Source organism: Mycobacteroides sp. H003, assembly GCF_001440135.1.
GTDB classification, from domain to species: domain Bacteria; phylum Actinomycetota; class Actinomycetes; order Mycobacteriales; family Mycobacteriaceae; genus Mycobacterium; species Mycobacterium gwanakae.
Map to the genome: position 1 here is coordinate 632291 of NZ_LJYL01000034.1, position 25210 is coordinate 657500.

General features: G+C 63.4%; 10 protein-coding genes. 2 read left to right on the forward strand and 8 right to left on the reverse strand.

Translation table 11 applies throughout. The features are described 5' to 3' along the window. Positions 1-66: 66 nt before the first annotated feature. Genes AOT87_RS23290 through AOT87_RS23300 form a run of 3 tightly spaced genes read right to left on the reverse strand, consistent with a single transcriptional unit; the run spans position 67 to position 18424 of the window. Positions 67-7797 carry a non-ribosomal peptide synthetase gene (locus AOT87_RS23290; RefSeq protein WP_057968083.1) on the reverse strand — a complete coding sequence of 2577 codons (7731 nt, stop codon included), beginning with the start codon at positions 7795-7797 and terminating at the stop codon, positions 67-69. Then, positions 7794-18170, reverse strand: coding sequence for a non-ribosomal peptide synthetase (locus AOT87_RS23295; protein ID WP_081343235.1), 10377 nt, complete (start codon positions 18168-18170; stop codon positions 7794-7796). The genes AOT87_RS23290 and AOT87_RS23295 overlap by 4 nt, the downstream gene beginning before the upstream one ends. A 23-nt stretch (positions 18171-18193) precedes the next feature. Next, positions 18194-18424: an MbtH family protein gene (locus AOT87_RS23300; RefSeq protein WP_005062145.1), complete on the reverse strand. Its 231-nt coding sequence runs from the start codon at positions 18422-18424 to the stop codon at positions 18194-18196. A 646-nt stretch (positions 18425-19070) separates the two neighbouring features. Here AOT87_RS23300 and AOT87_RS23305 point away from each other — a divergent pair. Then, positions 19071-19358: a hypothetical protein gene (locus tag AOT87_RS23305; protein WP_131727333.1), complete on the forward strand. Its 288-nt coding sequence runs from the start codon at positions 19071-19073 to the stop codon at positions 19356-19358. A gap of 1 nt (position 19359) precedes the next feature. Here AOT87_RS23305 and AOT87_RS23310 read toward each other — a convergent pair whose 3' ends face one another. Further along, positions 19360-19605: a hypothetical protein gene (locus AOT87_RS23310; protein ID WP_030096380.1), complete on the reverse strand. Its 246-nt coding sequence runs from the start codon at positions 19603-19605 to the stop codon at positions 19360-19362. Positions 19606-19666: 61 nt separating this feature from the next. Further along, on the reverse strand, positions 19667-20446 hold the full coding sequence (gene mtf2, locus AOT87_RS23315; RefSeq protein ID WP_030096379.1) for a fatty-acid O-methyltransferase Mtf2: 780 nt from the start codon (positions 20444-20446) through the stop codon (positions 19667-19669). 180 nt (positions 20447-20626) lie between these two features. Between mtf2 and AOT87_RS23320 the strand changes: the two genes are divergently transcribed. After that, positions 20627-21886: a glycosyltransferase gene (locus AOT87_RS23320; RefSeq protein WP_057968085.1), complete on the forward strand. Its 1260-nt coding sequence runs from the start codon at positions 20627-20629 to the stop codon at positions 21884-21886. A 3-nt stretch (positions 21887-21889) separates the two neighbouring features. On the opposite strand, the gene AOT87_RS23325 is transcribed toward AOT87_RS23320, so the two are convergent. From AOT87_RS23325 to AOT87_RS23335, 3 genes are all read right to left on the reverse strand, one after another. Further along, positions 21890-22678 (reverse strand): TylF/MycF/NovP-related O-methyltransferase, encoded by a 789-nt coding sequence (locus tag AOT87_RS23325; RefSeq protein ID WP_030096377.1) that lies wholly within the window; start codon positions 22676-22678, stop codon positions 21890-21892. A 114-nt stretch (positions 22679-22792) separates the two neighbouring features. After that, positions 22793-23917, reverse strand: coding sequence for an acyltransferase (locus AOT87_RS23330; RefSeq protein ID WP_057968138.1), 1125 nt, complete (start codon positions 23915-23917; stop codon positions 22793-22795). Continuing rightward, a complete protein-coding gene (locus AOT87_RS23335; RefSeq protein WP_057968086.1) occupies positions 23914-25182 on the reverse strand; it encodes a glycosyltransferase in 1269 nt (422 codons plus the stop codon). The genes AOT87_RS23330 and AOT87_RS23335 overlap by 4 nt, the downstream gene beginning before the upstream one ends. Positions 25183-25210: the final 28 nt, after the last annotated feature.

Below are 25210 nucleotides of genomic sequence, written 5' to 3' on the forward strand. Positions count from 1 at the left end.
ACGCAGCCCAAATAACTTAGCCATCATGAATCAACGTGCGTTACGACCCCGACCATTTCTCGCACGTTAAAGCAATCCATGCAATCGCAAGTCAGTCGCGTATTTGGCGATGATTGGCGCCGTGACTTGCGGAATGTCGTGACCGGAACCGATCTTGGCCTTTCGCACCGCGGCCTGGAATCGGTCGGCCGGGGCCATGGACCCCCGCGAGGGTTCCGGCGGCTGACCGTCCCAGCCGTGATCCTGCAAGATTTTCAGCATCTGCAACACAGAGCCTTGGCGTTGATGATCCGGCAAAGCGTGCAGGCCGGCCTCGAAGCGCGCCACCCATTCACTGAAATCGCTGACGCGTTCAATTGGGTGGCCGGCCTCGATCAACCAATCGACGTACTCGTCGATTCCGATGCCGTCGTCATGCGGATTCATCACGTGATACGTCTCGAATCCGGTGAACGCTCCGGTAGACGAGCCCGCTGCCTGCCCTCCCAGCGTCGTGATCGCCTCGGCGACGAATTCCACGGGAAGCCCGTCGAAGTGCGCGCGTTGACGATCGCCTTCCTCGGTGAGCCGGTAGACGGAATGGGGCGCAACACCGGTGGCGACAATGCTCAGCACCATTCGGGCGACCGTGTCGGAGGCATTGACCTGGCCCGCGTAACTGGTGCCGACCATGATCATGCCCGAGCGGAACACCGTGACCGGCAAGCCAACCTTCTCGTGGGCTTCACGGAGTAGCACCTCGCCCGCCCACTTGCTGTTGCCATACCCGTTGGCGTAGCTCCCGTCGGAAGGACGGACGGCACTGATGAGCCGAATATCGGCGTCCTCGACAAAGGTTGACTTCTCGATCTCGCGCCCGACGTCTGCCGTCGACACAAACGTGTACGGCTTGAGCTTCGAGGTCAGCGCGAACCGGATCAGCTCCGCCGTGCCGACCACGTTGGGTCCGAACAGCTCGCTGTAGGGCAGAACGCTGTTGACCAGCGCCGCGGAATCGACGATCAGGTCGACGGTCCCGGACAGCCGTTGCCAGGTCTCGTCATCCAGACCAAGGCCCGGCTCGGCCTTGTCACCGGCGATTACCTGCAGCCGGTCAGCGGCGAGCGCTTCATAAACCCGGATGAGTTCGGCGTCTCCGCTGTCGAAGGTCTTGTCGAGACGACGTCGAGCATCTTCGTCAGACTTGGCACGCACCAGGCAAATCAGCGTGCCATCAACATCTTCCAGCTCCTTGAGCCATTGCAGCACGAGGTAGCGCCCCAGGAAACCGGTGGCCCCGGTCAGCAGCACCGTCCGCGGACGCGCGTCGGCACGCGGCAGTGCCGGAGCCGCCTGCAGCGTGGCCTCGTCGATGAACTTGTCCAAGGTGAGGTCGCTGGCCCGCACCTCCAACGCGCCGGGCCCGTGCACGGACGCATAGGTCGGCCCGCTGGCTCCGGAGCTTGCGGCGCCGTCCAGATACACGCTGAGGCTGCGCACCGACGGGGACTCGAACAGAGTTCGCACCGCCAGCTGGGCATCGAGCGACGTGTTGATCGCGGCAACCACGCGCATCGCGGAGATCGAGTCGCCACCCAGATCAAAGAACGAATCGTCGGTCCCGACCCGATCGACACCCAGCACCTGGGCGTAGATGCCGGCGACCGCCTCCTCAATCGCATTGGCAGGCGCGCGGTAGCGGGCCCTGTCGTCGTACTCAGGTATCGGAAGGGCACGCTTGTCGAGCTTGCCGTTGACGGTGAGCGGTAACGCCTCCAGCCGTACCACCGCGGCCGGGACCATGCAGGGCGGCAGTCGCTTGGCCAGGGAGCTGCGTAGTTCGGCGGGCTCACCGGCCCCGATGAAGTAACCGACCAGGCGTTTGTCTCCGGGACGGTCCTCACGGGCGATCACGGCCGCCTGCTCTACCCCGTCCAGGTCGGCCAGGGCGGCCTGGATCTCACCGAGTTCGATGCGGAAACCGCGAATCTTGACCTGCTCATCGGCACGGCCCAGGTACTCGAGCTGGCCTCCGGCGACCCAGCGCACCAAGTCCCCGGTGCGATACATGCGCGCCCCCGGCTCCCCGAATGGGCATGCCGTGAACCGCGATGCGGTCAGCCCTGCACGGCCGACATAACCGATGCCGACGCCAAGTCCGGCCACATACAATTCGCCGACCACACCCGGCGGCACCGGACGCATCCACCGGTCCAGGACGAACAGCGCGGCGTCGGGCACCGGAACACCGATCGGCACCACACCCGATCCGGCGATCAACTCGCCGAACGTGGCATAGATGGTGGTCTCGGTCGGACCGTAGCCGTTGATCATCACCCGGCCAGGCGCCCACTTGTCCACCACTTCGGTGGGGCAGGCTTCACCCGCGACAACCAGCGTCATGTTGTCCAGACCTTCCGGGGACAACATTCCGACCGCCGAGGGGGTTTGGAACAGGACGGTGACCTTCTCCCGGATCAGCAGATCACGGAAATCGTCTGGGGACCGCACCACCGAATCCGGAACGATCACCAACCGGCCACCGTGCAGCAGTGCGCCAAAGATCTCCCACACGGTGATGTCGAAGACAAGAGACCCGGCCTGCGTCCACACCTCGCCCGGCCCGGTGGGCATGTGAGTGAGCGGGAACTTAAGGGCCTGAGTCACATTGGCGTGCGCAATGGCCACACCCTTGGGAACACCGGTCGTTCCCGACGTGTAAATCGTGTACGCGATGTCATCGGGTGCCGGGGTGAGCAGCGGAGTATGGCCGTAAATCGCGCCGGTGGGGTCGTCTTCGGCATCATCGAACTGGACGACGGAGACTCCGGATCCGTCGAACCGTGCGCGCAGCTCGGCGGTCGTGACAGCCGCGACCGGCACGGCGTCGGACAGCATGAACTCCAGTCGTGTATCCGGCACCGAGGGATCGATCGGCAGATACGACGCTCCGGTCTTGAGAATTGCGAGGATCGCCACGATCGCGTCGTCGGAGCGGGGCATCAAGAGCGCCACCGACTCACCCGGACCGGCACCGTAGATCGCCAGCAGATTTGCCAATCTCGTTGCGGCCTCGTCCAACTCGCCATACGTAGTCGAGCGGCCCTCGAACGTCAGCGCCACCGCCTCCGGGGCACGATTGACCTGCTCGGCGAACGACTCCGGAATGGACAGCACCGGCTCCGGCCCCCGCGCCAGCACCTTGCGATTGCCCCAGCCATCAAGCTGTTGGTGCTCGCTGGCCTTCAGCACATCGAGCGCCGAGAGCCGTTGCGAGGCATCGGCAACCATCGAGGTCAGCACCCGCTCGAACCGCTCGAATACGGCCTCGATCTGGGTCGCGTCGAACTTGTCGGTGTCGAATTCGACGCGAATTCCCAACTCATGACCGGGTAATGCCATCACCGACAGCGGGTAGTGGTTGTACTCGCGCGTGACGAACTCGGTGATCGCCAACTCCTGCACACCTGTGAACGCGCTGGTGTCAATCGGATAGCTCTCGTACAGGAAGAGGGTGTCGAACAATTGCTCGTGGCCCGCGATGTGGTGAATCTCGTTGAGGGCCAGATGCTCATGCTCGATGGTGTCGTTGTGGGCACTCTGCAACTGCGCCAACAGCTCTGAGACTGTGGTGGTCGCGGTGGCGCGCGCCCGCACCGGCACCGTGTTGATGAGCAGACCCACGATCGAGTCGGACCCGGCCAGCTCGGCGGGCCGGCCCGAAACCGCCGTACCGAATGCGACGTCGTGCTGTCCGGTCACCACCATGAGCAGCTGCGCCCAGGCGGCCTGCAGCACCGTGCTGATCGTGGTGTGCTGCGACCGCGCGAGATCGGCGAGGGCCTGCGTGGTCTCAGCCGACACCCGATAGGACTCGATACCTCTGGCACCCGGAGGCGCGGGCGGTGCGACGAGCGTGGGAGTGTCGAAGCCCTCCAACACCGTGCCCCAGGCCGAGCGCGCTGCGTCACGATCCTGTTCTGCCAGCCAGCTCACGAAATTGCGGTATGAGGACGGCGCCGGGAGCCGATGCCCGAAGTAGCTCGCGAAGATCTCCTGCAACAGGATCGGCAATGACCAGCCGTCGATGACGACGTGGTGGAACGTCAGCACGAACCGGTGCTTGTTCCCTTGGGTGCGAATCAGCGCTGCGCGCAACGTCGGTCGATCGGCAAGGTCGCAGACCGCGGCACGCTCGGCGGCGCAGAGCCGCTGAATCTCTTCGTCAGGAGTCAGATCGTCCCCACGAAGGTCGAGGTATCGCCATGCGATGACCGGATCGGCAAGAATCACCTGTACCGGATCTCCGTACTGAGTGCAGAACCGGGCCGCCAGGTTGGGGTGACGGCGCACCACTGAGTGCACCGCGTCGCGGAGCCTGAGCTGGTCAACCAGACCGGTCACCGTGATGTCGAGCTGCACCGCATAGAAGTCGACTCCAGCTGCCTCGTCTTCCAGTGCGCCGGCCGCACGGGCGAAAGTGGTGTGGAACAGCAGACCCTGCTGTATCGGTGTCAGCGGGAGCACGTCAACGATGTTGTGCTGTTCGTGCAGCTCATCGATCTGCAGTTGGCTCAACTGTGCGGGCGCGATATCGGACGGGGTCAATCCGCCGCCGCCGTTGCGGACATACGCGCAGATTCCGGCGAGTGCTTCGAACCACAGCTGACTCAGCCGCTGCACCTGGGGTTCGGTGACCGACGAGGGCGCCCATGTCCACCCGGCCCGCAGATGCGCGCCGGATTCGTCACCGAGTCCGCCCTCTACGATTCCGGCATTGAGATCCACCGTGTACATCAGCGGCATCGACACCGAAGACGCCACGCTGGTCGAGGTCAAGCTGTCCTCGTTGATCCGCCACAGGTCGTCCCCGAGATCGGCTGCCCCGGCACCGAGGCGCCCGAGGTAGTTGAACCCGATGACCGGCTCCGGCGCGGCCAGATCCACATCGCGGTTCAGGTACCGCAGCAGCCCATAGGTCAACGGATCGGGAAGTGCGCGCAGTTGCTCCTTGGCGCCCTTGATGATTGGCCCCAATTCGGCAGCTCCGCCGGCAACTTCCTGCCAGGACAGACCCCGTACGCTCAACGCCACCGGGTACTTAGTGGTGAACCAGCCGACGGTACGCGACAGATCGACATCGTCTGCCAGCTCTTCGTGACGCCCATGACCCTCGACGCCGATGCCGACCGAATCCACATTCGAATCCAGGAATTCGTTCCACGCCAGCCCGAAAGCGATCAGCAGGATGTCTTGCACGCCAGCGTGAAACGCAGCCGGGACCTCACTGAGCAACTCGCGGGTGGTCTCGGCGTCGAGCGATACCGACAACGTCTTGGCAGTGGCGTAGGTGTCCAGCTCGGGCAGCACGGCAGGTAATGGCGCGGGAACCGCGGTCACCTCTCGCCAGGTGTCGGCCGTTGCGAGCACGTCGTCCGAATGTGCGTGCGCGTCGAGCAGCGACGCCCAGCGGGCGAACGAGGTCCCTCCGGTCGGCAACTCTACCGGTTGCCCGCCATGGTGCTGCGCCCAGGCGATGTTCAAGTCTTCCAAAAGAATTCGCCACGACACACCGTCAACGGCCAGGTGGTGAATCATCAGGGCCAGCTGCCGGGTCTCGGGGATCCAGACCGCACTCAGCTCAGCGCCCGCGGCCGGATTCAGCTGCGCGCGGGCCGCCACCAACTCTGCATCGGACAAGGTCTCGGCGACACGCAGGCAATCACGCGCGTTCACCGCCCCCTTCTCCGGGACGGTCAGCGACCACACGTCGGCATCGGGAGCATCGCTGTCCTCGGCACGCAACCGCAGGGTGGCATGCCGGTCCAGCAGCGCCTGCAGCACGACGACGACGTCGTCCTCGGTCACCCCGGCGGGAGCCTGCAGCACGATCGTCTGATTGAACTGGTCGGTGGGACCTTGTACGCCGTGCAACCAGTGCATGATCGGCGTAGCCGACACCGGGCCGATGCCCTCGTCGACGACTCCGGACTGGCTGTCCGAGAGCACGGCCACCGCCGCTACCCCACTGACGGTCTGTTCGACGAAGATGTCGCGTGGCCGGCACACCACCCCGGCCGCCCGCGCCCGCGACACCACCTGCATCGACAGGATGCTGTCGCCACCGAGATCGAAGAACGACTCGTCGACGCCCACGCGATCGACTCCGAGAACCTGGGCGTAGATATCGGCCAGGATCTTCTCGACAGGTCCGGTCGGTGCGCGGTAATCCGTACCGACACTGCGATATTCGGGTGCGGGAAGAGCACGCTTGTCCAGCTTGCCGTTCACTGTCAGGGGCAGCGTCTCCAGCACCACCACTGCGGCCGGAACCATGTACGCCGGGAGCCTTTCGGCCAGTGCGGTGCGCGCCTCCACCGGGTCGGCGCTCCCCATGATGTAGCCGACAAGGCGCTTGTCGCCGGGACGGTCCTCGCGGGCGATCACCACCGCCTGCTCGACTCCATCCAGGCGGGCCAGTGCCGCCTGGATCTCACCCAGCTCGATGCGATACCCGCGGATCTTCACCTGCTCATCGGCGCGGCCCAGGTACTGCAGCTGGCCGTCCTCACCCCACTGCACCAAATCTCCGGTGCGATACATCCGCGAGCCCGGCCCACCGAACGGGCAGGCGAGGAACCGCGATGCGGTCAGTCCCGAGCGATGCGCATAACCGGGCGCGACGCCGTTGCCTGCGACGTAAAGTTCGCCGACCACGCCCTCGGGCGCGGGCCGCAGCCACTTGTCCAGCACGAACAGCGCCGCCCCGGGCACCGGCGAACCGATCGGTGCCACATCCGAACCCGGCCTCAGCGGTCCACTCATCGCCGCGTAAATCGTGGCCTCGGTCGGGCCATAGGCGTTGATCATCGTTCGTCCGCTGGTGGCCCATCGATCCACCAGTTCGGTCGGGCAGGCTTCACCGGCGACGATGAGCGTCGTCGACTCCAACCGCTCAGGCGACAACATCCCTGCGGCCGAAGGTGTCTGGCACAGGACGCTGACCTTCTCGCTGATCAACAGCTCGTGCAGCTCATCCGGTGAGGACGCGATCGATTCCGGGACCACCACCAGACGTCCGCCGTGCAGTAGCGCGCCCCAGATCTCCCACACCGAAACGTCGAAGACCAACGAATGCCATTGCGACCAAACCTGGCCGGGTCCGGCCGGCAGATCCGCGCGCACCGCGTCCACCAACTGGGTGACGTTGTGGTGGGTGACCGCAACCGCTTTGGGAACCCCGGTCGTGCCCGAGGTATAGGTCATGTACGCAAGGTCATCGGGCTCCGGGGCGGGGAGCACGGAACTGGGCTGGCCGTCGATCAGGGGATCGTCGATCTCAGTGACCCGCACATCGAGTCCATCGAATCGCGAGCTCAAGTCGGCCGTGGTGAGAACCGCCACCGGTTCGGCGTCCGACACCATGAACTTGATGCGCTCGTCCGGATGGGCAGGGTCGATGGGCAGATAGGCAGCACCCGTCTTCAGCACCGCCAACAGCCCGATGATCGCCTCGCCCGAGCGCGGAACCAGCAGTCCCACAACCTCTCCCGGGCCGACTCCATTGCCCGCCAACAGATGGGCGATGCGGTTGGTGACCTGATCCAGGTCGCGATAGGTCCAGGACCTGTCCCCGCATACCAGCGCGACGGTCTCCGGCGCGCGCTCCACCTGGACCGCGAACAGCACCGGGATCGCGACGGGTTCGGCGGTGGGCTCGGTGAGCACCGCGCGGTTACCCCATTCGTCGAGCCGGTCGTGATCGTCGTCGTCGAGAAGATCCATCGACAACAAAGTCCGGGTGGGATCGGCGCTCATGCGGGCTCCTTCTTGTTCCCTTTGACATCGGATGTCATGGCCTCCAGCACACGCTGGAACCTCTTGACCAACTTTCCAATTCGGACGGCGTTGAAGACGTCAGTGTCAAATTCGACGCGGAGTCCCAGCTCGTGGCCCGGTGTGGCTTGCACCGCGAGCGGGTAGTGGTTGTACTCACGATTACTGAACCCGGTGATGGACAACTCGTGCACACGCGATAGTGCAGCCGTGTCGATCGGGTAGTTCTCGTAGACGAACATAGTGTCGAACAGCTGATCGTGCCCGACAGCATGGTGAATCTCGTTGAGCGCCAGGTGCTGATGTTCCAGCGTGTCTCCGTAGGCACCCTGCAGCTGGTTCAACAGGTCTGCGATGGTGGTGGTCGGCGTGATGGTCGCGCGGACCGGCACGGTGTTGATCAACAAACCGACCATCGATTCGGCGCCGACGAGATCGCTGGGCCTGCCCGACACCGCGGTGCCGAACGCGACATCGTTTTGGCCTGTGAGCCACATCAGCAGCTGCGCCCATGCGGCCTGCAACACCGTACTGACCGTGGTGCGGCAGGAGCGTGCGAGTTCACCGAGTGCCTGTGTGGTCTCAGCGGACACCTCGAAGGACTCCACCCCACGCCGACCCAGCACCATCCGGCCGGGCGGACCGACGAGTGTCGGGGTCTCAAAACCTTCGAACACCTCACGCCAGGCCGACCGTGCGCCGCTGTTGTCCTGTGCGGCCAGCCAGGTGACGAACCGGCGGTACGACACCGGCGCCGGAAGCCGCTCGCCAAAGTAGCTGGCGAAGATCTCTTGCAGCAGGATCGGCTTGGACCACCCATCGAGAACGATGTGGTGATTGGTCAGCACGAACCGGTACTGGTCCTCCCCGGTTCGGGCCAGCGCGGCCCGGAAAGCCGGTTGTCCGGCGAGGTCGCAGACCGCAGCCCGCTCTGCGGCGGAGAGCCGGTCGACCTTTTGCTCGACGTCCAGGCCACCGTCCGCGTCGAACTCGATGTACTGCCACGCGATTTCGGGAGCGGCGGGGATGAGCTGTATCGGTTCGCCGAATTCCTCGTAGAACGTGGCAACGACGTTCGGGCGCCGCTTGATCGCGGTGTGCACGGCCTCCTGGAGCCGCTTCGGATCGAGCGGGCCGCTCAGGGCGACATCGAGCTGCACCGCGTAGAGATCGTCACTGCCGTCCATCGCTTCCGGTGCCAGATTGGAGTGGAACAACAGCCCCTGCTGCAGCGGCGTCAGCGGCAGCACATCGGCGATCTGATACTGCTCGTGCAGCTGGTCGATCTGTGACTGACTCAGTCGCGCCGGAGCGACATCGGACGGAGTCAGTCCGCCGCCACCGGTGCGCACATGCGAGCAGATCCCGGCCAACGCGTCGAACCAGAGCCGGCTGATGCGGTCAACCTGGTCGTGACTCAACGCCGAAAGCGCCCACGTCCATGTCGCGTGCAAGCGACCCGAGTCGGGCCCGGCACCTTCCATCACGCCGGCATTGAGTTCGACGGTGTGCCCCAACGGAGTTGGGACCGAGGTCGCCGCGGCCGTGATCGACACCCCATCCGGGTCTATCCGCCAGAGATCCTCGGACAGATCTGCACCGCCGGCGCCGAGACGGCCCAGGTAGTTGAACCCGATCGCCGGGTCCGGTCCCCCGACGCCTGCGTCGGGGTTCAGGTACCGCAAGAGTCCGTAGGTCAGTCCGTCCGGCAACGCGCGCAGTTGTTCCTTGGCGTCCTTGAGGATTGGCGCCAGTGCGGAGTCACCGGCCACCACGTGCGCCCAGGACAGCTCACCCACTGCCAACGAGACCGGGTACTTACTGGTGAACCAGCCGACGGTGCGGGACAGATCCGCATCGCCCGCGAACTCTTCCTGCCGACCGTGGCCCTCGACGTCGATGCCGATCGGGGCTCCACCCGAGCCGAGGAACTCGTTCCACGCCAAGGCGAAAGCGATCAGCAAGATGTCCTGGACCCCGGCGTGGTACGCCGCGGGCACCTCTCCCAGCAGTTCCCGGGTGAGATCGGCGTCCAGCGATACCGACAACTGTCCCGCGCTGGCATAGGTGTCCATCGTGGGGTGCGCCGCGGGCAACGCGGCCGGGATCGCCTCTACCTGGCGCCAGGCGTCGGCCAACGCCACCACGTCGGCGGCGCGTGCGTGCTGGTCGAGCAGTGTCGCCCACCGGGCAAATGATGTTCCTCCCGGCGGCAGTTCCACCGGCTGTCCACCGTGATGCTGTGCCCAGCCAATGTTGAGGTCTTCCAACAAGATGCGCCATGACACCGCATCCACCGCCAAGTGGTGAACGATCAGTACCAGCCGACTGCTGCCGCGCTCCCACAGTGCGCTCAGCATCGAACCGGTGGCAGGATTCAGACGCGACCGCGCCTGACGCAGCGCCTCATCGGTAAGCACGTCCACGGTAAGCAGGCACTCGCGTGCGTCTACCGCCCCTGCCTCCGGAACCAGAAGCGACCATTCGCCGTCGCTGTCTTCGGCGCGCAGCCTCAGGGTGGCGTGTCGATCCAACAGGGCTTGCAGCACGGTGACCACGTCGTCGTCGGCCACTCCCGCGGGGGCCTGCAGCACCACGGTTTGGTTGAACTCGTCGACCTTGCCGCCGAGCCCATGCAGCCACCGGATGATCGGCGTGGCCACCACCGGACCTGTGCCCGCATCGACAACAGCCGTCTCGCCATCGGCGAACACCGCAACCTGAGCCAGCCGCGAGACGGTCTGCTCGACGAAGATGTCACGTGGCCGCAGCAGCAGACCGGCGGCGCGTGCACGGGCAACCACCTGCATCGACGAAATGCTGTCTCCGCCAAGGTCGAAGAATGAATCGTCGACGCCGATCTGTTCGACACCGAGCACTTGCGCATAGATGCCGGCCAGGATCTCCTCGACAGCATCCTCGGGCGCCCGATAGTGGTCAGCGTCCTGATACTCCGGTGCCGGTAGCGCCCGGGTGTCGAGCTTGCCGTTGACTGTCAACGGCATGGTGCCCAGGACCACGACGGCCGCCGGAACCATGTAGGCGGGCAGTCGCTCGGCCAGCACTGCGCGCACCGCGGCGGGATCCAGGGTGCCCTTGGTTGATTCGGTGATGTAACCCACCAGCCGCTTATCGCCGGGGCGGTCTTCGCGGGCGATCACCGCTGCCTGATCCACGCCTTCCACACGCGCCAGTGCCGCGTGTACCTCACCCAGTTCGATGCGGTACCCACGGATCTTCACCTGCTTGTCGGCGCGTCCCACATACCGCAGTTGACCGTCTTCGCCCCACTGCACCAGGTCGCCGGTGCGGTACATCCGCGAGCCGGGCGCCCCGAACGGGCATGCGACGAAACGTGTTGTCGTCAGGTCCGAACGCCCCAGGTATCCACTCGCCTGGCCGGACCCCGCCACGTACAGCTCACCGACCACACCCACCGGCACCTGCCGGAGCCAGCCATCCAGCACGAAGAAGGCCAGATGCTCCAGCGGCACGCCGATCGGGCTGCTGTTGCTATCGACGTCTCCGCTCCCGATCTCGCGGAACGATGCGTGCACCGTCGTCTCGGTGATGCCGTACATGTTGATCATCCGGGGAAGCCCCGGATGGCTGTCGAACCAGGGCGAAAGACGCTGCGGTTCAAGTGCCTCGCCGCCGAAGACCACCGTCTGCAGCTTGAGCTGCTGTCCCACTTCCGGTTGCATCGCATCGGCGGTTTGCAACGCGTAGAAGGCCGAAGGAGTTTGGCTCAGGACGCTGACTTGTTCACTGACAAGCATGGCGTGCAGATCTTCAGGGGAACGGACAACCGCGTCGGGCACGATGAGCAGCCGGCCCCCGTACAGCAGCGCGCCCCAGATTTCCCATACCGAGTAGTCGAACGCCAGGGAGTGGCATTGCGTCCAGACCTGTCCCAGATCCAGTTCTGCGTCAAGCGATTCCAGCAGCTGTGCGACGTTGCGATGGGTAACCGCCACGCCCTTGGGCGCGCCGGTGGTTCCCGAGGTGTAGATGATGTAGGCGATGTCGTCGACAGCGGGGACGGGCAACGCCACGTCGGATTGCCGATCCACGGCGGGATCGTTGATATCGATGGCGGGTATCCCGGACGCGCCCAGTCGCGGCAGCAAGTCCGCCGTCGTGACGGCGGCGATCGGCGCCGCATCGCCCAGCACGAACTCCACCCGGGAATCCGGATGTGCGGGGTCGATAGGTAGATACGCCGCGCCGGTCTTCAGTACGGCCAAGATCGCCGCGATCGCCTCCCCGGTACGGGGGAGCAACAGCGCCACCCGCTCACCCGGGCGGGCTCCACGGCTGACCAGATGATTCGCCAGCCTGTTGGCGGTCGCATCCAATTCGCCATAGCTCCAGGAACGTTCACCACAGGTGATCGCGATTGCTTCCGGCGCCCGTATCACCTGTGCGGCAAAGAGTTCTGGGATCGACGTCAATGCCAGTTCCGGGCGGGTCAACACCGCGCGGTTACCCCACGCATCCAACCGGTCGTGCTCACCGGCATCGAGCAGGTCGATCGAGGAAAGCCGGGTGGCCGGGTCCGCGATCATGGCCGCCAGCACCTGACGGAACCTGTCAACGATGATCTCGATCGTCGCCAATTCGAATACATCGGTATCGAATTCGACCCGCAAGCCCAGCTCATGGCCCGGCATGGCCACAACCGACAACGGATAATGGTTGTATTCACGGCTGCTGAAGTCGGTGATGGCCAGCTCCTGCACACCCAGCTGTGCGCCGATGTCGATCGGGTAATTCTCGTACACGAACAACGTGTCGAAGAGCCTGTCGAGGCCGATCGCATGGTGAATCTCGTTGAGCGCCAGGTGCTCGTGCTCCACGGTGTCGTTGTGGGCACGTTGCAACTGATCCAGCAGATCTGCAACAGTGCTGGCCGCGTTGATGTTTGCCCGCACCGGCACCGTGTTGATCAACAGACCGACCATTGATTCCGCGCCAGCGAGGTCGCTGGGCCTGCCCGACACCGCAGTGCCGAATGCGACATCGTGCTGCCCGGTCAACCAGGTCAGCACCTGCGCCCACGCGGCCTGCAGCACTGTGTTCACGGTGGTGCGCTGCGCACGTGCCAATTCGGACAGTGCGCGGGATATCTGCTCCGAAATCCGATACGACTCCGAGCCCCTGCGACCCGATGAGGCAAGCGAACCAACCAGCGTCGGGGTCTCGAAACCGTCGAGTGCCACACCCCATGCTCTTTGCGCCGCAACGTGATCCTGCGCTGCCAACCAGGTGACGAAGTTTCGGTACGGCGCAGGCGACGGTAGACGCTGCCCGTAATAGGCACCGAATATCTCCTGCAGCAGGATGGGCAGCGACCAGCCATCGATCACGATGTGGTGAGCGGTCAGCACCAGCCGATGCCGGCTTTCCGCGGGGCCACCGAGCCCGGAGATGAGCGTCGCCCGAAAAACCGGCTCGGTGAAGATCCGGCAGACCGCCGCACGTTCGGCCGCACACAGCTGCTCGACTTGCCGATCGACATCGCCAACCAATTCGGCATGCTGCCAAGCGATCACAGGCTCTGCGGGGATGACCTGTACCGGCTCCCCGTACTCCTCGCTGAAGCGGGCGGCCAGATTCGGGTGGCGTTTCACCACCGCGTATACCGCATCACGCAAGCGGCTCGCGTTCAGGGGACCTGTGACTGTGAGCCCCAACTGCACCGAGTAGACGTCGTCCTCGACGGAATCCCCGGTGGCCTCAGCAAATCCCGCCTGGAACAGCAGGCCTTGCTGCAGCGGGGTAAGCGGCAGCACGTCGGCAACTTCGTACTGCTGCACCAACGCGTCGATCTGCTGCTGAGTCAAGCGTGCAGGCACCAGATCAGACGGCGTCAGGCCGCCTCCGCCGGAACGCACATGAGCGCAGATCCCGCTGAGAGCCTCGAACCACAACCGACTGAGACGTGCGGCCTGTGCGTCGTCCAAAGCCGAAGGCGCCCAGGTCCAATTGGCCCGAAGTTCTGGTCCGGACTCGGCGTCCGAATTTGTCTCGACGATCCCGGCGTTGAGCTCCACCGAGTGGGCCAATGGCATCGAAATGGCCGCAGCCACATCGGTCATCGACAGGCTCTCGTGGCTTATCCGCCAGAAGTCCTCGGAGAGGTCAGCCGCTCCCGCACCTAGGCGCCCGAGATAGTTGAACCCGATTGTCGGCTCCGACCCGGTCAGCCCGATATCGGCGTTCAGATAACGCAGCAAACCATAGGTCAGCCCATCTGGCAGCGCACGCAGCTGCTCCTTGGCTGCCTTGATCACCTGACCGAGGGCCGACTCGCCCGCTGTCACCTGCGCCCACGACAGCTCCCCTACCGCCAAGGCCGCCGGGTACTTGGTGGTGAACCACCCAACGGTGCGCGACAGGTCGATGCGACGGTGCACGGCTTCGCCGATTTCTTCCTGACGCCCGTGCCCTTCGATGTCGAACGCGATCGGCGCGCCCCCGGCGCCCAGGAACTCGTTCCAGGCCAGCCCGAAGGCGATGAGCAGAATGTCTTGCACCCCAGCATGAAACGCCGCGGGTACCTCGCCCAGCAGATGCCGAGTCGTCTCGGCATCCAATGACAAGGACAGACGTCCAGCGTTGGCGTACGTGTCGGTGGCCGGCTGAACCGCGGGCACGTATGCAGGCGCGGTCAGCACCTCTTTCCACACATCGGCCTGCGCCACCACGTCGGTGGACCGCGCGTGTTCGGAGAGCAGTGAAGACCAGCGGGCAAAAGATGTTCCACCGGCCGGCAGCACCACATCGGCCCCACTGTGATGCTGCGCCCACGCGATATTCAAGTCTTCCAACAGAATTCGCCACGAAACACCATCGACAGCCAGGTGGTGAATCACCAGCACCAGCTGCTTGGTGTCGGAAATCCACGCCGCGCTGAGCACGGTTCCGGTGGCCGGGTTCAGCCGAGAACGTGCCGCCACCAACGTTTCATCCGATAACGCGTCAACGACGCGTAGGCAGTCGCGGGCGTCTATCGCCCCCGTCTCCGGAACGAGCAGCGACCATTCACCAGCGTTGTCCGTGGCACGCAACCGCAGGGTGGGGTGGCGATCCAGCAATGCCTGCAACACCGCAACCACGTCGTCCTCGGACACGGCCTCGGGTGCCTGAACCACGAGTGTCTGGTTGAACTCGTCGATCGCGCCCGCCGAATCCTGCACACCGCGCAGCCAGTGCATGATCGGCGTGACTTCTACGGGACCGAGACCCTCATCCACCACATCGGCTTCGCCACCGGAGATTTCGACGACAGCGGCCAGCCGCGACACCGTCTGTTCGATGAAGACATCGCGCGGTCGGCACAGCACACCCGCCGCCCGGGCGCGCGCGACCACCTGCATCGAGAGAATGCTGTCGCCGCCCAGATCGAAGAAGGAGTCGTCGACGCCGACACGATCGACACCGAGCACCTGGGCGTAGACGTCGACCAGAATTTCCTCGACGGCGGTGGCGGGGGCGCGGTAGTCGGCCCCCAATCCGCCATATTCGGGAGTCGGCAATGCGCGGGTGTCCAATTTGTTGTTGGACGTCAAAGGCAATGTCTCAAGCACCACCACCGCCGCGGGAACCATGTAGGGCGGAAGGCGTTTCGCCAAGGTGCTGCGCGCTTCGGCGGGGTCGACGGTCCCGGTGACGTAGCCGACGAGACGTTTGTCTCCCGGCCGGTCTTCCCGGACGATCGCGGCGGCATGGTCCACTCCGTCGAGTGCGCTCAACGCCGCTTGGACTTCACCGAGTTCAATACGGTATCCGCGAATCTTGACCTGCTCATCGGCCCGGCCCAGATACTGCAGTTGTCCGTCGTCGCCCCACGAGACCAGGTCCCCGGTGCGATACATGCGGGTACCGGGCTGCCCGAAGGGGCATGCCACAAAGCGGGAGGCCGTCAGATCGGAGCGACCGATGTATCCGGAGGCGACGCCCTCACCGGCCACATACAGTTCTCCGACGACGCCGGCAGGCACCGGTTGCATCCACGTGTCCAACACGAAGAGCGCCGCGCCGGGTACCGGCGCGCCAATGGGGACGGCGGAATCCGGCGCGCCTGCCACCAGCGGCGCACTGATCGCCACGCACATCGTGGTCTCCGTCGGACCGTACGCGTTGATCATCACCCGCCCGGGAGCCCACCGCTCCACGACCGAGGCAGGGCACGCCTCCCCGACCACCGCGAGCGCCGTGGACTCCAGGCCTTCCGGGGAAAGCATGGCCACAGCCGACGGAGTCTGCGTAAGTACGGTGACCTGTTCGGCGACCAGCACGTCGTGGAAGTCCGCGGGTGAGCCCGTGATCGATTCGGGGACGACCACAAGCCGGCCACCGCGCAGCAACGGCCCCCAGATCTCCCATACCGAAACGTCGAACGCCAGAGAATGGCACAGGGGCCATACGCCAGGGTTTGGTAGGCCGGCATCCAGCGACGACATCAGCTGGGTGACGTTGTGGTGAGTGACGGCCACGCCTTTGGGCGCTCCCGTGGTTCCCGAGGTGTAAATGATGTAGGCGATGTCATCTGGTCGAGCGCCCGGCGCGGGAGCCGAGGGCTCCGTCTCGGCAGCGGAGGGGTCAAGGTCGATGATCGGCAGATCGAAACCGTCCAGTCGCGCCCTGAGTCCGGCTGTGGTGATCGCGGCCGCCGGCGCCGCATCGCCGACGATGAACTCGAGCCGCGACGCGGGTACCGCGGGGTCTATAGGCAGATATGCCGCCCCGGCCTTCAATACGGCGAGTATGCCGATGACCGCCTGAGCAGAGCGGTCCGACAGCAGGACCACGCGGTCGCCGGGACCCACGCCTTGCGATACAAGCTGACCCGACAGCGCATCGGCGGCCTCGTCCAGCTCTCGGTACGTCAGAGTGTGCGCACCGAAGGTCAGCGCCGGAGCCTCGGGATCGGCGGCCACCTGGGAGGAGAACAGTTCGGGAATCGATACACGCGTGGCAAGCGGCCCCGCGAGAACCGCACTGTTGCCAACCTCAGCCAAGCTCGTGAACTCGTCGTTGACCAGGGAATTCAGAGAGGAGAGCCGCCGATCAGGATCGGCCGCCATCTCCGATAAGAGCCGCTGCAACCGCTCCGTGAGGTTCGGCACTCCGAACTTCGAGAACGGCAGTCCGTCGCCCGAGGTGCTCAGGAGTAGTTGGTCACTGGCTCCGATAAAGAAGAGTCCGAAGTGCCCCATGGGGCCGTGGTTGGTGTACGTCGCCGTGGCGGGCACACCAGCGAGGTCCAAGGTGAGTCGCATGGGGATGAAGTTGATGGCGACGCGATTTCCCGCCTGCCGGGGGCCCCGGAGACCGAATTCGCCGCCGTCCAGGACATGCGCCGGGAATCGTTGATGCTTGAGCAGTTCGCGAATGCGCACATCGACGTGCTGGCAGAATTCGGCGACCGTGGACTCCGGCGGGGCACTGAGCACCAGCGGCACCACGCCGGCCAGCATCCCCGGAAGCGTCTTTGACTCGGGACGAACACGGCGGCTAACCGGGAAGTCCAGCGCCACTTCCGACCCGCTCGTGGACCATCCGCGCACCAACAACGCACAGGCGGCTGTGATAACCGAGTACCGGCGAACACGCAAAGCCTTTGTCAAGTCTTTGATTTCGCCGACTACCGCGTCATCGATCTGAACTGACGCTGTCGGTGTGTAGCCCTCATGGCCCTCATGGGCATGGGGCGGGCGGGGGTCGAGGCCACTGTCCGGCGGAAGGTTACGGCTCCAGTACTCCCGATCCTCTGCGTAGTCGGTGGAGGCTTCGTACTCCGCCTCCAGCTCGACCAGATCCTGCAGGGTGCCGAAGTAGGCGTCGGGAATCGGATCCCCCGCGACCAGCGCGGAGTAGATCGATGCGATTCGGCGACTCACGATCGCCATGCCCAAGCCGTCCAAGTTGATGTGATGGCACAGCCCGAACATGTAGTACTGATCGTCGGCCGTCCGGATCAACGCGAATTTCAGCAGTTGGTCGGTCAAAGGCATCAATGTGCGTTGGATCGACGAGGCGATCTGGCGAGCGTGCTCGACAGGATCTTCCGAATCACGGACGTCATGGAAGTCCAACACGAGTTCCGAATGGTCAATCGCCCTCTGAACGATCTGACCATTGACCTCAAGGAAGGCGGCCCGCGCAGGTTCGGCTTCATTGATTGCCTGGCGGACGGCTTGCTCAAGTAGAACTCGTTCTACTTTTCCTTCGATTCGAACCAAAAGGCCAAGCTGCCACTCCGCACCGACGAGACCGCTTTCCTGGGAAAGCCAGATATCCAATTGTCCGCGCGAAAGCGGTAATGCCCCGTCTTCAGACTCCAACATTCGCCTACCCCCTCTCCGAAGGTTCAGCGCCCAAGACCCCCACCCTGCGCCAATCTCTCGCGCAGGCTCTTCGGCCGGATATCGGTCCAGTTTTGTTCGATGTACTCCAGGCAGGCGGCACGGTCCGCTTCACCAAATACAACCCGCCAGCCATCAGGCACATCGGCGAAAGCCGGCCATAGGCTGTGCTGCTCCTCGTCGTTGACCAAGACGAAAAAGCTTCCCTTGTCATCATCGAATGGATTGATGCTCACGCTTTCTCCAGGTTGCTTCGGTGGACATCGCAAACATACGGCTGAATTTATAGCGGCGTAGCGGGTTTCACAAAGTTCTAATCTTCGCAACTTTGACACATCATTGCTTACTACCGCAACTAATTAGCCACAAAATCGGTATGAATGTATTTATCCAGTTCAAGTATGGTTAGATAGATCTCTAGTTGTTGCGATGAACGCGCATACGAGTATACCAAGTCTGAGCACGCCACGTGAGGCGAGCGCGGGGCCGTCAGCGAGAGCAATCAAGTGACCACCGGTTCGCCTATCGTCCAGCAAAGTATGATATCAGAACTGGAGACGCACGTTACCTAATATTGGGGCTTGCTGCGCGTCTTAATCAAGTAACTTGAAGAAGTAGCCCACAGCTCAATATTTGGATGTTTTTCGAGTTCAGGTAACAAGTCGGGCCATTCCGTTACATTGCGCGCTGCGCCGAGAGTGTTACAACCTGGGGCGTATCGAATGAACTCGCCGCGACCTGAATTCTGATTCAGCCGAGAACTGATGGGGCAGAAGCCGCCCTAGCAACAGAATGTGACGGAGTATCGGGTACCTGGAAGTAAATGTGGTGACAAACCACTACGAATTAAGTTCTCGTCTATAAGAAATACCGAAGATATCCATGGCAGTTTGGCCACCTCAGCGGCTCCAGTCGGTGCTGCAACAAATTCCACGAAAAACATTGTTATGCGGGCATCGCCAGAAATATCCTGTGGCCGCGAAGATCGTCCATACCCGCACCGATTACACCGAGCACAGCATCCTCACAGCGTTCCTCGTCGCACATCGCCAAAAGTGTGCGGAAGCCGCGCGCGAGACCGCTTTGACCAACGATGAGAGCGCCCGAGAAGACGATATTTTCATGCGGACCGCGAAGCCCCGGCCCACGGCGAGCCCGCTACCGAAATAGTTCAGTCGTCGAGGTGCTCGGGACGGGCTTGCGTTCCCTCGATGGGCGACGATCCGGCTGGCATCAGCATGACAAACACCGGTAGTCGCACCACGGCACCATTGAGGATCGGCAGCCGGATCGCGACGGAAACGACTTCCAGCTCCAGGCGCTTACCCCGCCGAGTCTCCATCTCCAAGCGCCCGGGTAACTGCCTGGGCGTCGCGAGCCAGTCCAGACCGCGCTCTATCGACTCGACGACGTTCATGCTTTGACTATACCCACTCGACGATGAAAATCCTTGTCGGAAGACGAATCTGCCGCAAGGCCTATGCCTTGGTGAAGCTGTACATCCGATACTCCACCGCTCCCCCGCTCCGTAGGTCCTCGTAAGCACGCTGAGCCGGCGCAAACCTGCGAACCAACCCGCGCAAGAGTCTGGGCGTAGCGCGATCGATCACGTACCGCCAGCGCTCCAGGTTCTTCTCCATCCCGCGCCGGACCTCGACATTGATCCCCCGCTCGGACACCATCCGTAGCGGCGCGTTCGCGAGCGCCACCTTCCACCCAGCGACATCCTGAGCGCTGCGCGCATCTGCGTAGAGAAAATGTCCGCCCGGACGAAGCACGCGCGCCACCTCGGTGAGAAACACCGGAAATTGGGGATACAGGTGCGACGACTCGATATTGATCACCGCATCGAAGGACTGATCGGTGAATGGCAGGTTCTGCGCATCTCCGTGCGTGAACTCCAGGCCCGGAAGATTGTGCCGTTTGCGACAGAACTCGATCCCGTCCGGATTGAGATCCAGCCCCGTGTAGGACGTCGGATGCAATGTGCGTACGAGGTAGGAAGCTCCGCCGCCGTGGCCACAACCGACCTCCAGCACCCGCCTACCGTCGAGCTCCGTCTGGGTAGCGGTGCTGTGGTAGAGCTGAATGGAATACCGATCGGGCTCATCGGAAGCCGACAACGGGACATCCATCGCCGGATCCTCTTCGTAGCCGTAATTGAGGAACACGACGTTCTCTGTTTCGAGCTTACGGGTGGCATGCCGGTAGATGAACTTCTGCACCGCCTGAGTGAACTGAGCGTTCAGCTTGAAGATGACCCAATCTCGCGACTTCCGAACCGGATGACTGCGCACCATAGACGAATTATGGCAGAGTTCTGAGTTTCAGGCTGGCTTATCGAACTCCGAACTGCCTTGCGACAGTTGGAGAACCAGAGATAATGACTCAGTTATTCGGTCCACCAACGCGACAACGACTGAAGGGCCAGGAACGGAATGAAGTTTGCGCTGGCGTGCTACGGCACTCGCGGCGACGTCGAGCCCTCCGTCAGCGTCGGATGCGAGCTGACCCGACGAGGACACGACGTCTGCGTGGCTGTCCCCCCGGACCTCGTCACCTTCGCGGAGTCGGCTGGACTGGCCGCGGTTCCCTATGGCCCGGAACTACAGGATTTCCTACAGGACGAGTTCCTCCGGAATTTCTGGACTCAGTTGGTACGCAACCCCGTCGGTACGCTGCGTGAGCTTTGGGCGCCGATTGCCCGGTACTGGAGTGACACCAGCGCGACGCTCACCTCGGTGACAGACGGGGCTGATCTGTTGTCGACAGGACTCAACTTCGAGCAATCGGCCGCCAACGTGGCCGAGTATTTCGACATCCCCCTGATGATGCTGCACCACTTCCCGATGCGACCCAACGGTCAACTGCTTCCGATGCTTCCGGCACCGCTCGTACGATCGGGCGGAATGCTCTCCGAATGGCTGCTGTGGCGCGCCACGAAGGACGCCGAGGACACGCAGCGACGCGAGCTCGGCTTACCTGAGGCCACCGGACCCTCGCCGCGTCGGATCGCCCGCAGCGCAGCCATCGAAATACAAGCCTACGACGCGGTCTCCGTTCCCGGACTGGCCAATGAGTGGGCGAAATGGAATGGCAAGCGGCCTTTCGTCGGCGCCCTCACGATGGGGTTATCTACCACCGCCGACCATGAGGTGGCGTCCTGGATCGCCGCGGGGAAACCGCCGATCTGCTTCGCCACCGGCAGCATTCCGCTCGAATCACCGGCCGGCACCATCGAGATGATTAGTTCTGCGTGTGCGGAACTGGGTGAGCGGGCGCTTGTCTGCGCCGGCGGTACCGATTTCGGTGACATCGTCCAACCCGACCATGTCAAGGTCGTGGGCGCCGTCAACTACTCGGCGGTCTTCGCCGCCAGCCGAGCCGTTGTTCATCACGGAGGTTCGGGCACCACGGCCGCGAGTCTGCGAGCCGGCACCCCGACGCTGATTCTGTGGAGCACGGCCGATCAGCCGTACTGGGGAAACCAGCTCGGCAGGTTGAAAGTCGGTGCTGCTCGCCGGTTCTCGGCGACCAATCGAAAAACACTGGTGGCCGATCTGCGTCGTATCCTGGCGCCCGAGTACGCGGTGGCCGCCCGAGAGTTGGCTACTCGGATGACCAGCCCCGAGGAAAGCGTCACCAAGGCCGCAGATCTCTTCGAGGCCGCCGCCCGCGGTAAGGCAAGTAAGAAATGACCCTTACTGCGGTGGTTTGATAATCAGACCCTGGCCGGTCGGCAAGGCCACGATGTATACGCCCAAATCGCGCGCCACCTCATCCATGGCAATACGCTGTTCGTCGCGACCGCGATTCGCGTAGTCGTCCAGGAGCACAAATGCTCCTGGTGAAAGTCGCGGCCAGAAGTATCGCAGTGTCGCGACTTCGGGTGGTGCGCAGTTCATGTCGATATGCAGGAATGCCACCGCATCGGCATGGACTTCCTCAAGCGTTTCCGGAACTGCTCCAGCGATAACGCGCTGGTTCTTCCACTGCGCAAAGTTCGCCTTGACGCTGTCCACGGAGCTCACGTACATGCCGTTGCGTACGAGTTCCTCGCTCTTCTCAAGCGCCCCCGAGTCGCGTTCACCCGCGCTGACGAAGCGCGGGTCGAGTCCGGCGAAGGTGTCGAGGAGATAAAAGGTCTTCCCCAGTCGATCCCAATCGAGGTACTCCATGATGGCGCTGCTCAAAAAGCCGTAGCTGACGCCACATTCGACGAAGTCACCCTTCACCTTGCTCGCACTGGCAGCCGCCCACAGCCCGACATGTACGCGCCAATGCCACTGATACCAGTCGGTGCCACCGAGCGCGCGGACACCGCGCTGGTATGCACGCTGGAACGCCGGGTCATCGAGGAATGCGTGATTATTGAAACAAATCAGCGCATCGTTCGAATAGACGTTGGGCAGGAGCGTGCGCGCAAGCCAATATTCCTTGCGAACCGCCCACAGCCAAATACGGGTACGGAGCGTTAGCTCATCTGCCACAGCGGAAACGATAGCATCCGTCGTCAGGTTGGAGATGAGAAAAGCGCGTGGCGAATCGATTCAATCACGTCGAATAGCTATGGCTCACAAGCTGATCGATGCCATATCCGGCCCTCACACCGCATCGCGCTCCACCGGCGCCGCTGGCGCGGCGTCTACCTCTGCGGGACGTTTTCGGTTCAGTCGAGACTTCAGCGAGATCGCTTGCTTTTCCACCACAAACCAACTGAAGGCCGCTAGCGGCACGGTGGCCGCAGTGGCAATAGCGAAGAACAGCAACAGATTCAGACTACCCAGTCCCATGACGACCAGTAGCTGTTGCACGGGATAGGCATAGATGTACGTGCCGTAGGACAGGTCGTTGCGCAGGTTCAGTCGTGGATTGTGGATGAGCGAGCCCGACACTATGACCGCATACGCCAACGGCAAGGCCGCGATATCCCGATAGTTCTCCAACAGTCCGGAAGCCAGCACGATCACGACGCTCACCGCAACGAGCGACCAGCGCGCGGGAATGACGTCTTTGTACTGGTTCAGCAGGGCTCCTGCCGCGAACATGACAGCGAACCGTGCCACCATCTGCGCGATAGAAGTCGCCGCGAAGACCGGGTACGAGAGATACGCCGTGGCACAAAGGAATAGCACAAAGGCTGCGGGAACAACCCATCGCCGCTTCAGGAGTCCGACGACGCCCAGCACTGCCACCGCGATGTAGCAGATCATCTCGAAGACAAGCGTCCAGATTGACCCGTTCCACACGCCCGGCCATGGGACACCGCGCGGGGTGCCATCGACACCGGCGTAGTACACGTTCAGCAGACCATTGTTGATGACGTACTCGACCGGCTTGTGCGACGAGAACAACGCCGAGACCGATCCGCCCTGGATGAGGACACTGATGGGGGCTATGACGAACGCGATGATCAGTAGACACACCCACAGCCCCGGGAAGATGCGAAGGCCACGGGCAATCGCGAAGTCACGAAGCTTGGGTTTGCGCAGCCAACTCGCGGTGATGAGAAAGCCCGATATCGCAAAGAAGCCGTCGACGCCGACCTGCTCGATGAGTTGCTCGAATGGGCGATAGGTGATCGTTCGACCGGTCAGCGGCCAGGAGTGCCAGAAGATGACGCTGACCGCCAGGATCAACCGCCATGCGTTAAGCGCATTGTTTCTCGGGTCGAATACCTGGCCGAGCGTCGAGTTTCTCGCTGGCCTCGGCCCCTCCGGCCCACTCACGCGGAACACCTTGAGCGAGCGAACTGCTCCATGGCATCAGCGGCGGCCTCCGCGCTCTCACCCGGTTTGGTCATTCCGTTGGCGAGCTCGCGAGCCCGGTCAACGTAGTCCGGTGCAAGAATCTGGCGCAGATCCGCAATCAGAGATTCTCGCGTGGTGGTCGAAAAACGCCGCGTGGTACCCACTTTCAGCTTCTTTATCTGTCCACCCCAAAGCGTCTGATTGGCATCCATCGACAAGATCAACGTGGGGACCCCGGCGCGCAGGCTTGCCGCGGTGGTGCCGGACCCCCCGTGATGCACAACCGCCCGGCAGGCCGGAAAGACCGTCGCGTAGTTGACTGCTCCCACGACCTTCACGTGGTCGGGAAGCTGCGCATCGCTGAAGTCTGTCCATCCCGCGCCTATCAAGGCCCGCTCTCCCAGCTCCGCGCACGCCGAGCCGATCATCTCGAGTGCGGCAGTGGGGGATTCGACCGGCATACTGCCAAATCCGAAGAAGATTGGCGGCGTCCCGGCAGCGATCCATGAGGCGACGTCACCGTCGGCCTCGGCGGTCAACGCCATGGTCAGCGAGCCGACAAACGGCCGCAAGCCATCCCATTCCTTCCACTCCTCGGCCAGGCCGGGAAAACAGACCTCGTCATAGCCCTGGATCTCCAGGGAGCCGCGCTCGGCGATCCGCTGAGGCGACGGCCGTGAGGCCTTGGGTAGGCGGAGCTCACGCCGCTGCGTGTCCTCCACCTTCTTATTCAGGCGCCAAGCAAACCAGTCGAACGCTGTCATCGCCGCACGCCCCAACCGGGACGGCAGGATGGTGACAAGCTGACCGTTCGGCCGCATCGGGATGTGATGAAGTGTGACCAATGGAATGTCATGGTATTCAGCGACATTCGCAGCGGGCTCCTGGTAGCTCTGGCCCGCGAACAACACATCGGCATCCTGGGCCGCGGACATCAGCGTGGTGTTCATCTGCGCCCAGCATTCGTCGCTGAGCTCCCACATCTGACGCCACATCGTCCGAATCTCCCCCACCTTCCAGAAGGTGTGGAAGAAGAACGTCCAGAAATTGCGATACACGTCCAGCCAGGTCTTCGTATCCAACCCGTAGGAAACGGTCTCCAGACCGGCCGACTCCGTGAAGCCGATCAGGTCGGGCGGCACAGCCATGACCACATCGTGTCCCCTGCGCTGTAACTCACGAGCCACGACAACAGAGGGCTCGACATCACCCCGGGTTCCGTAGCTCGCCAGCACAAACTTCATCGCCTCTAACGCCTTTCGGGTATCGCGG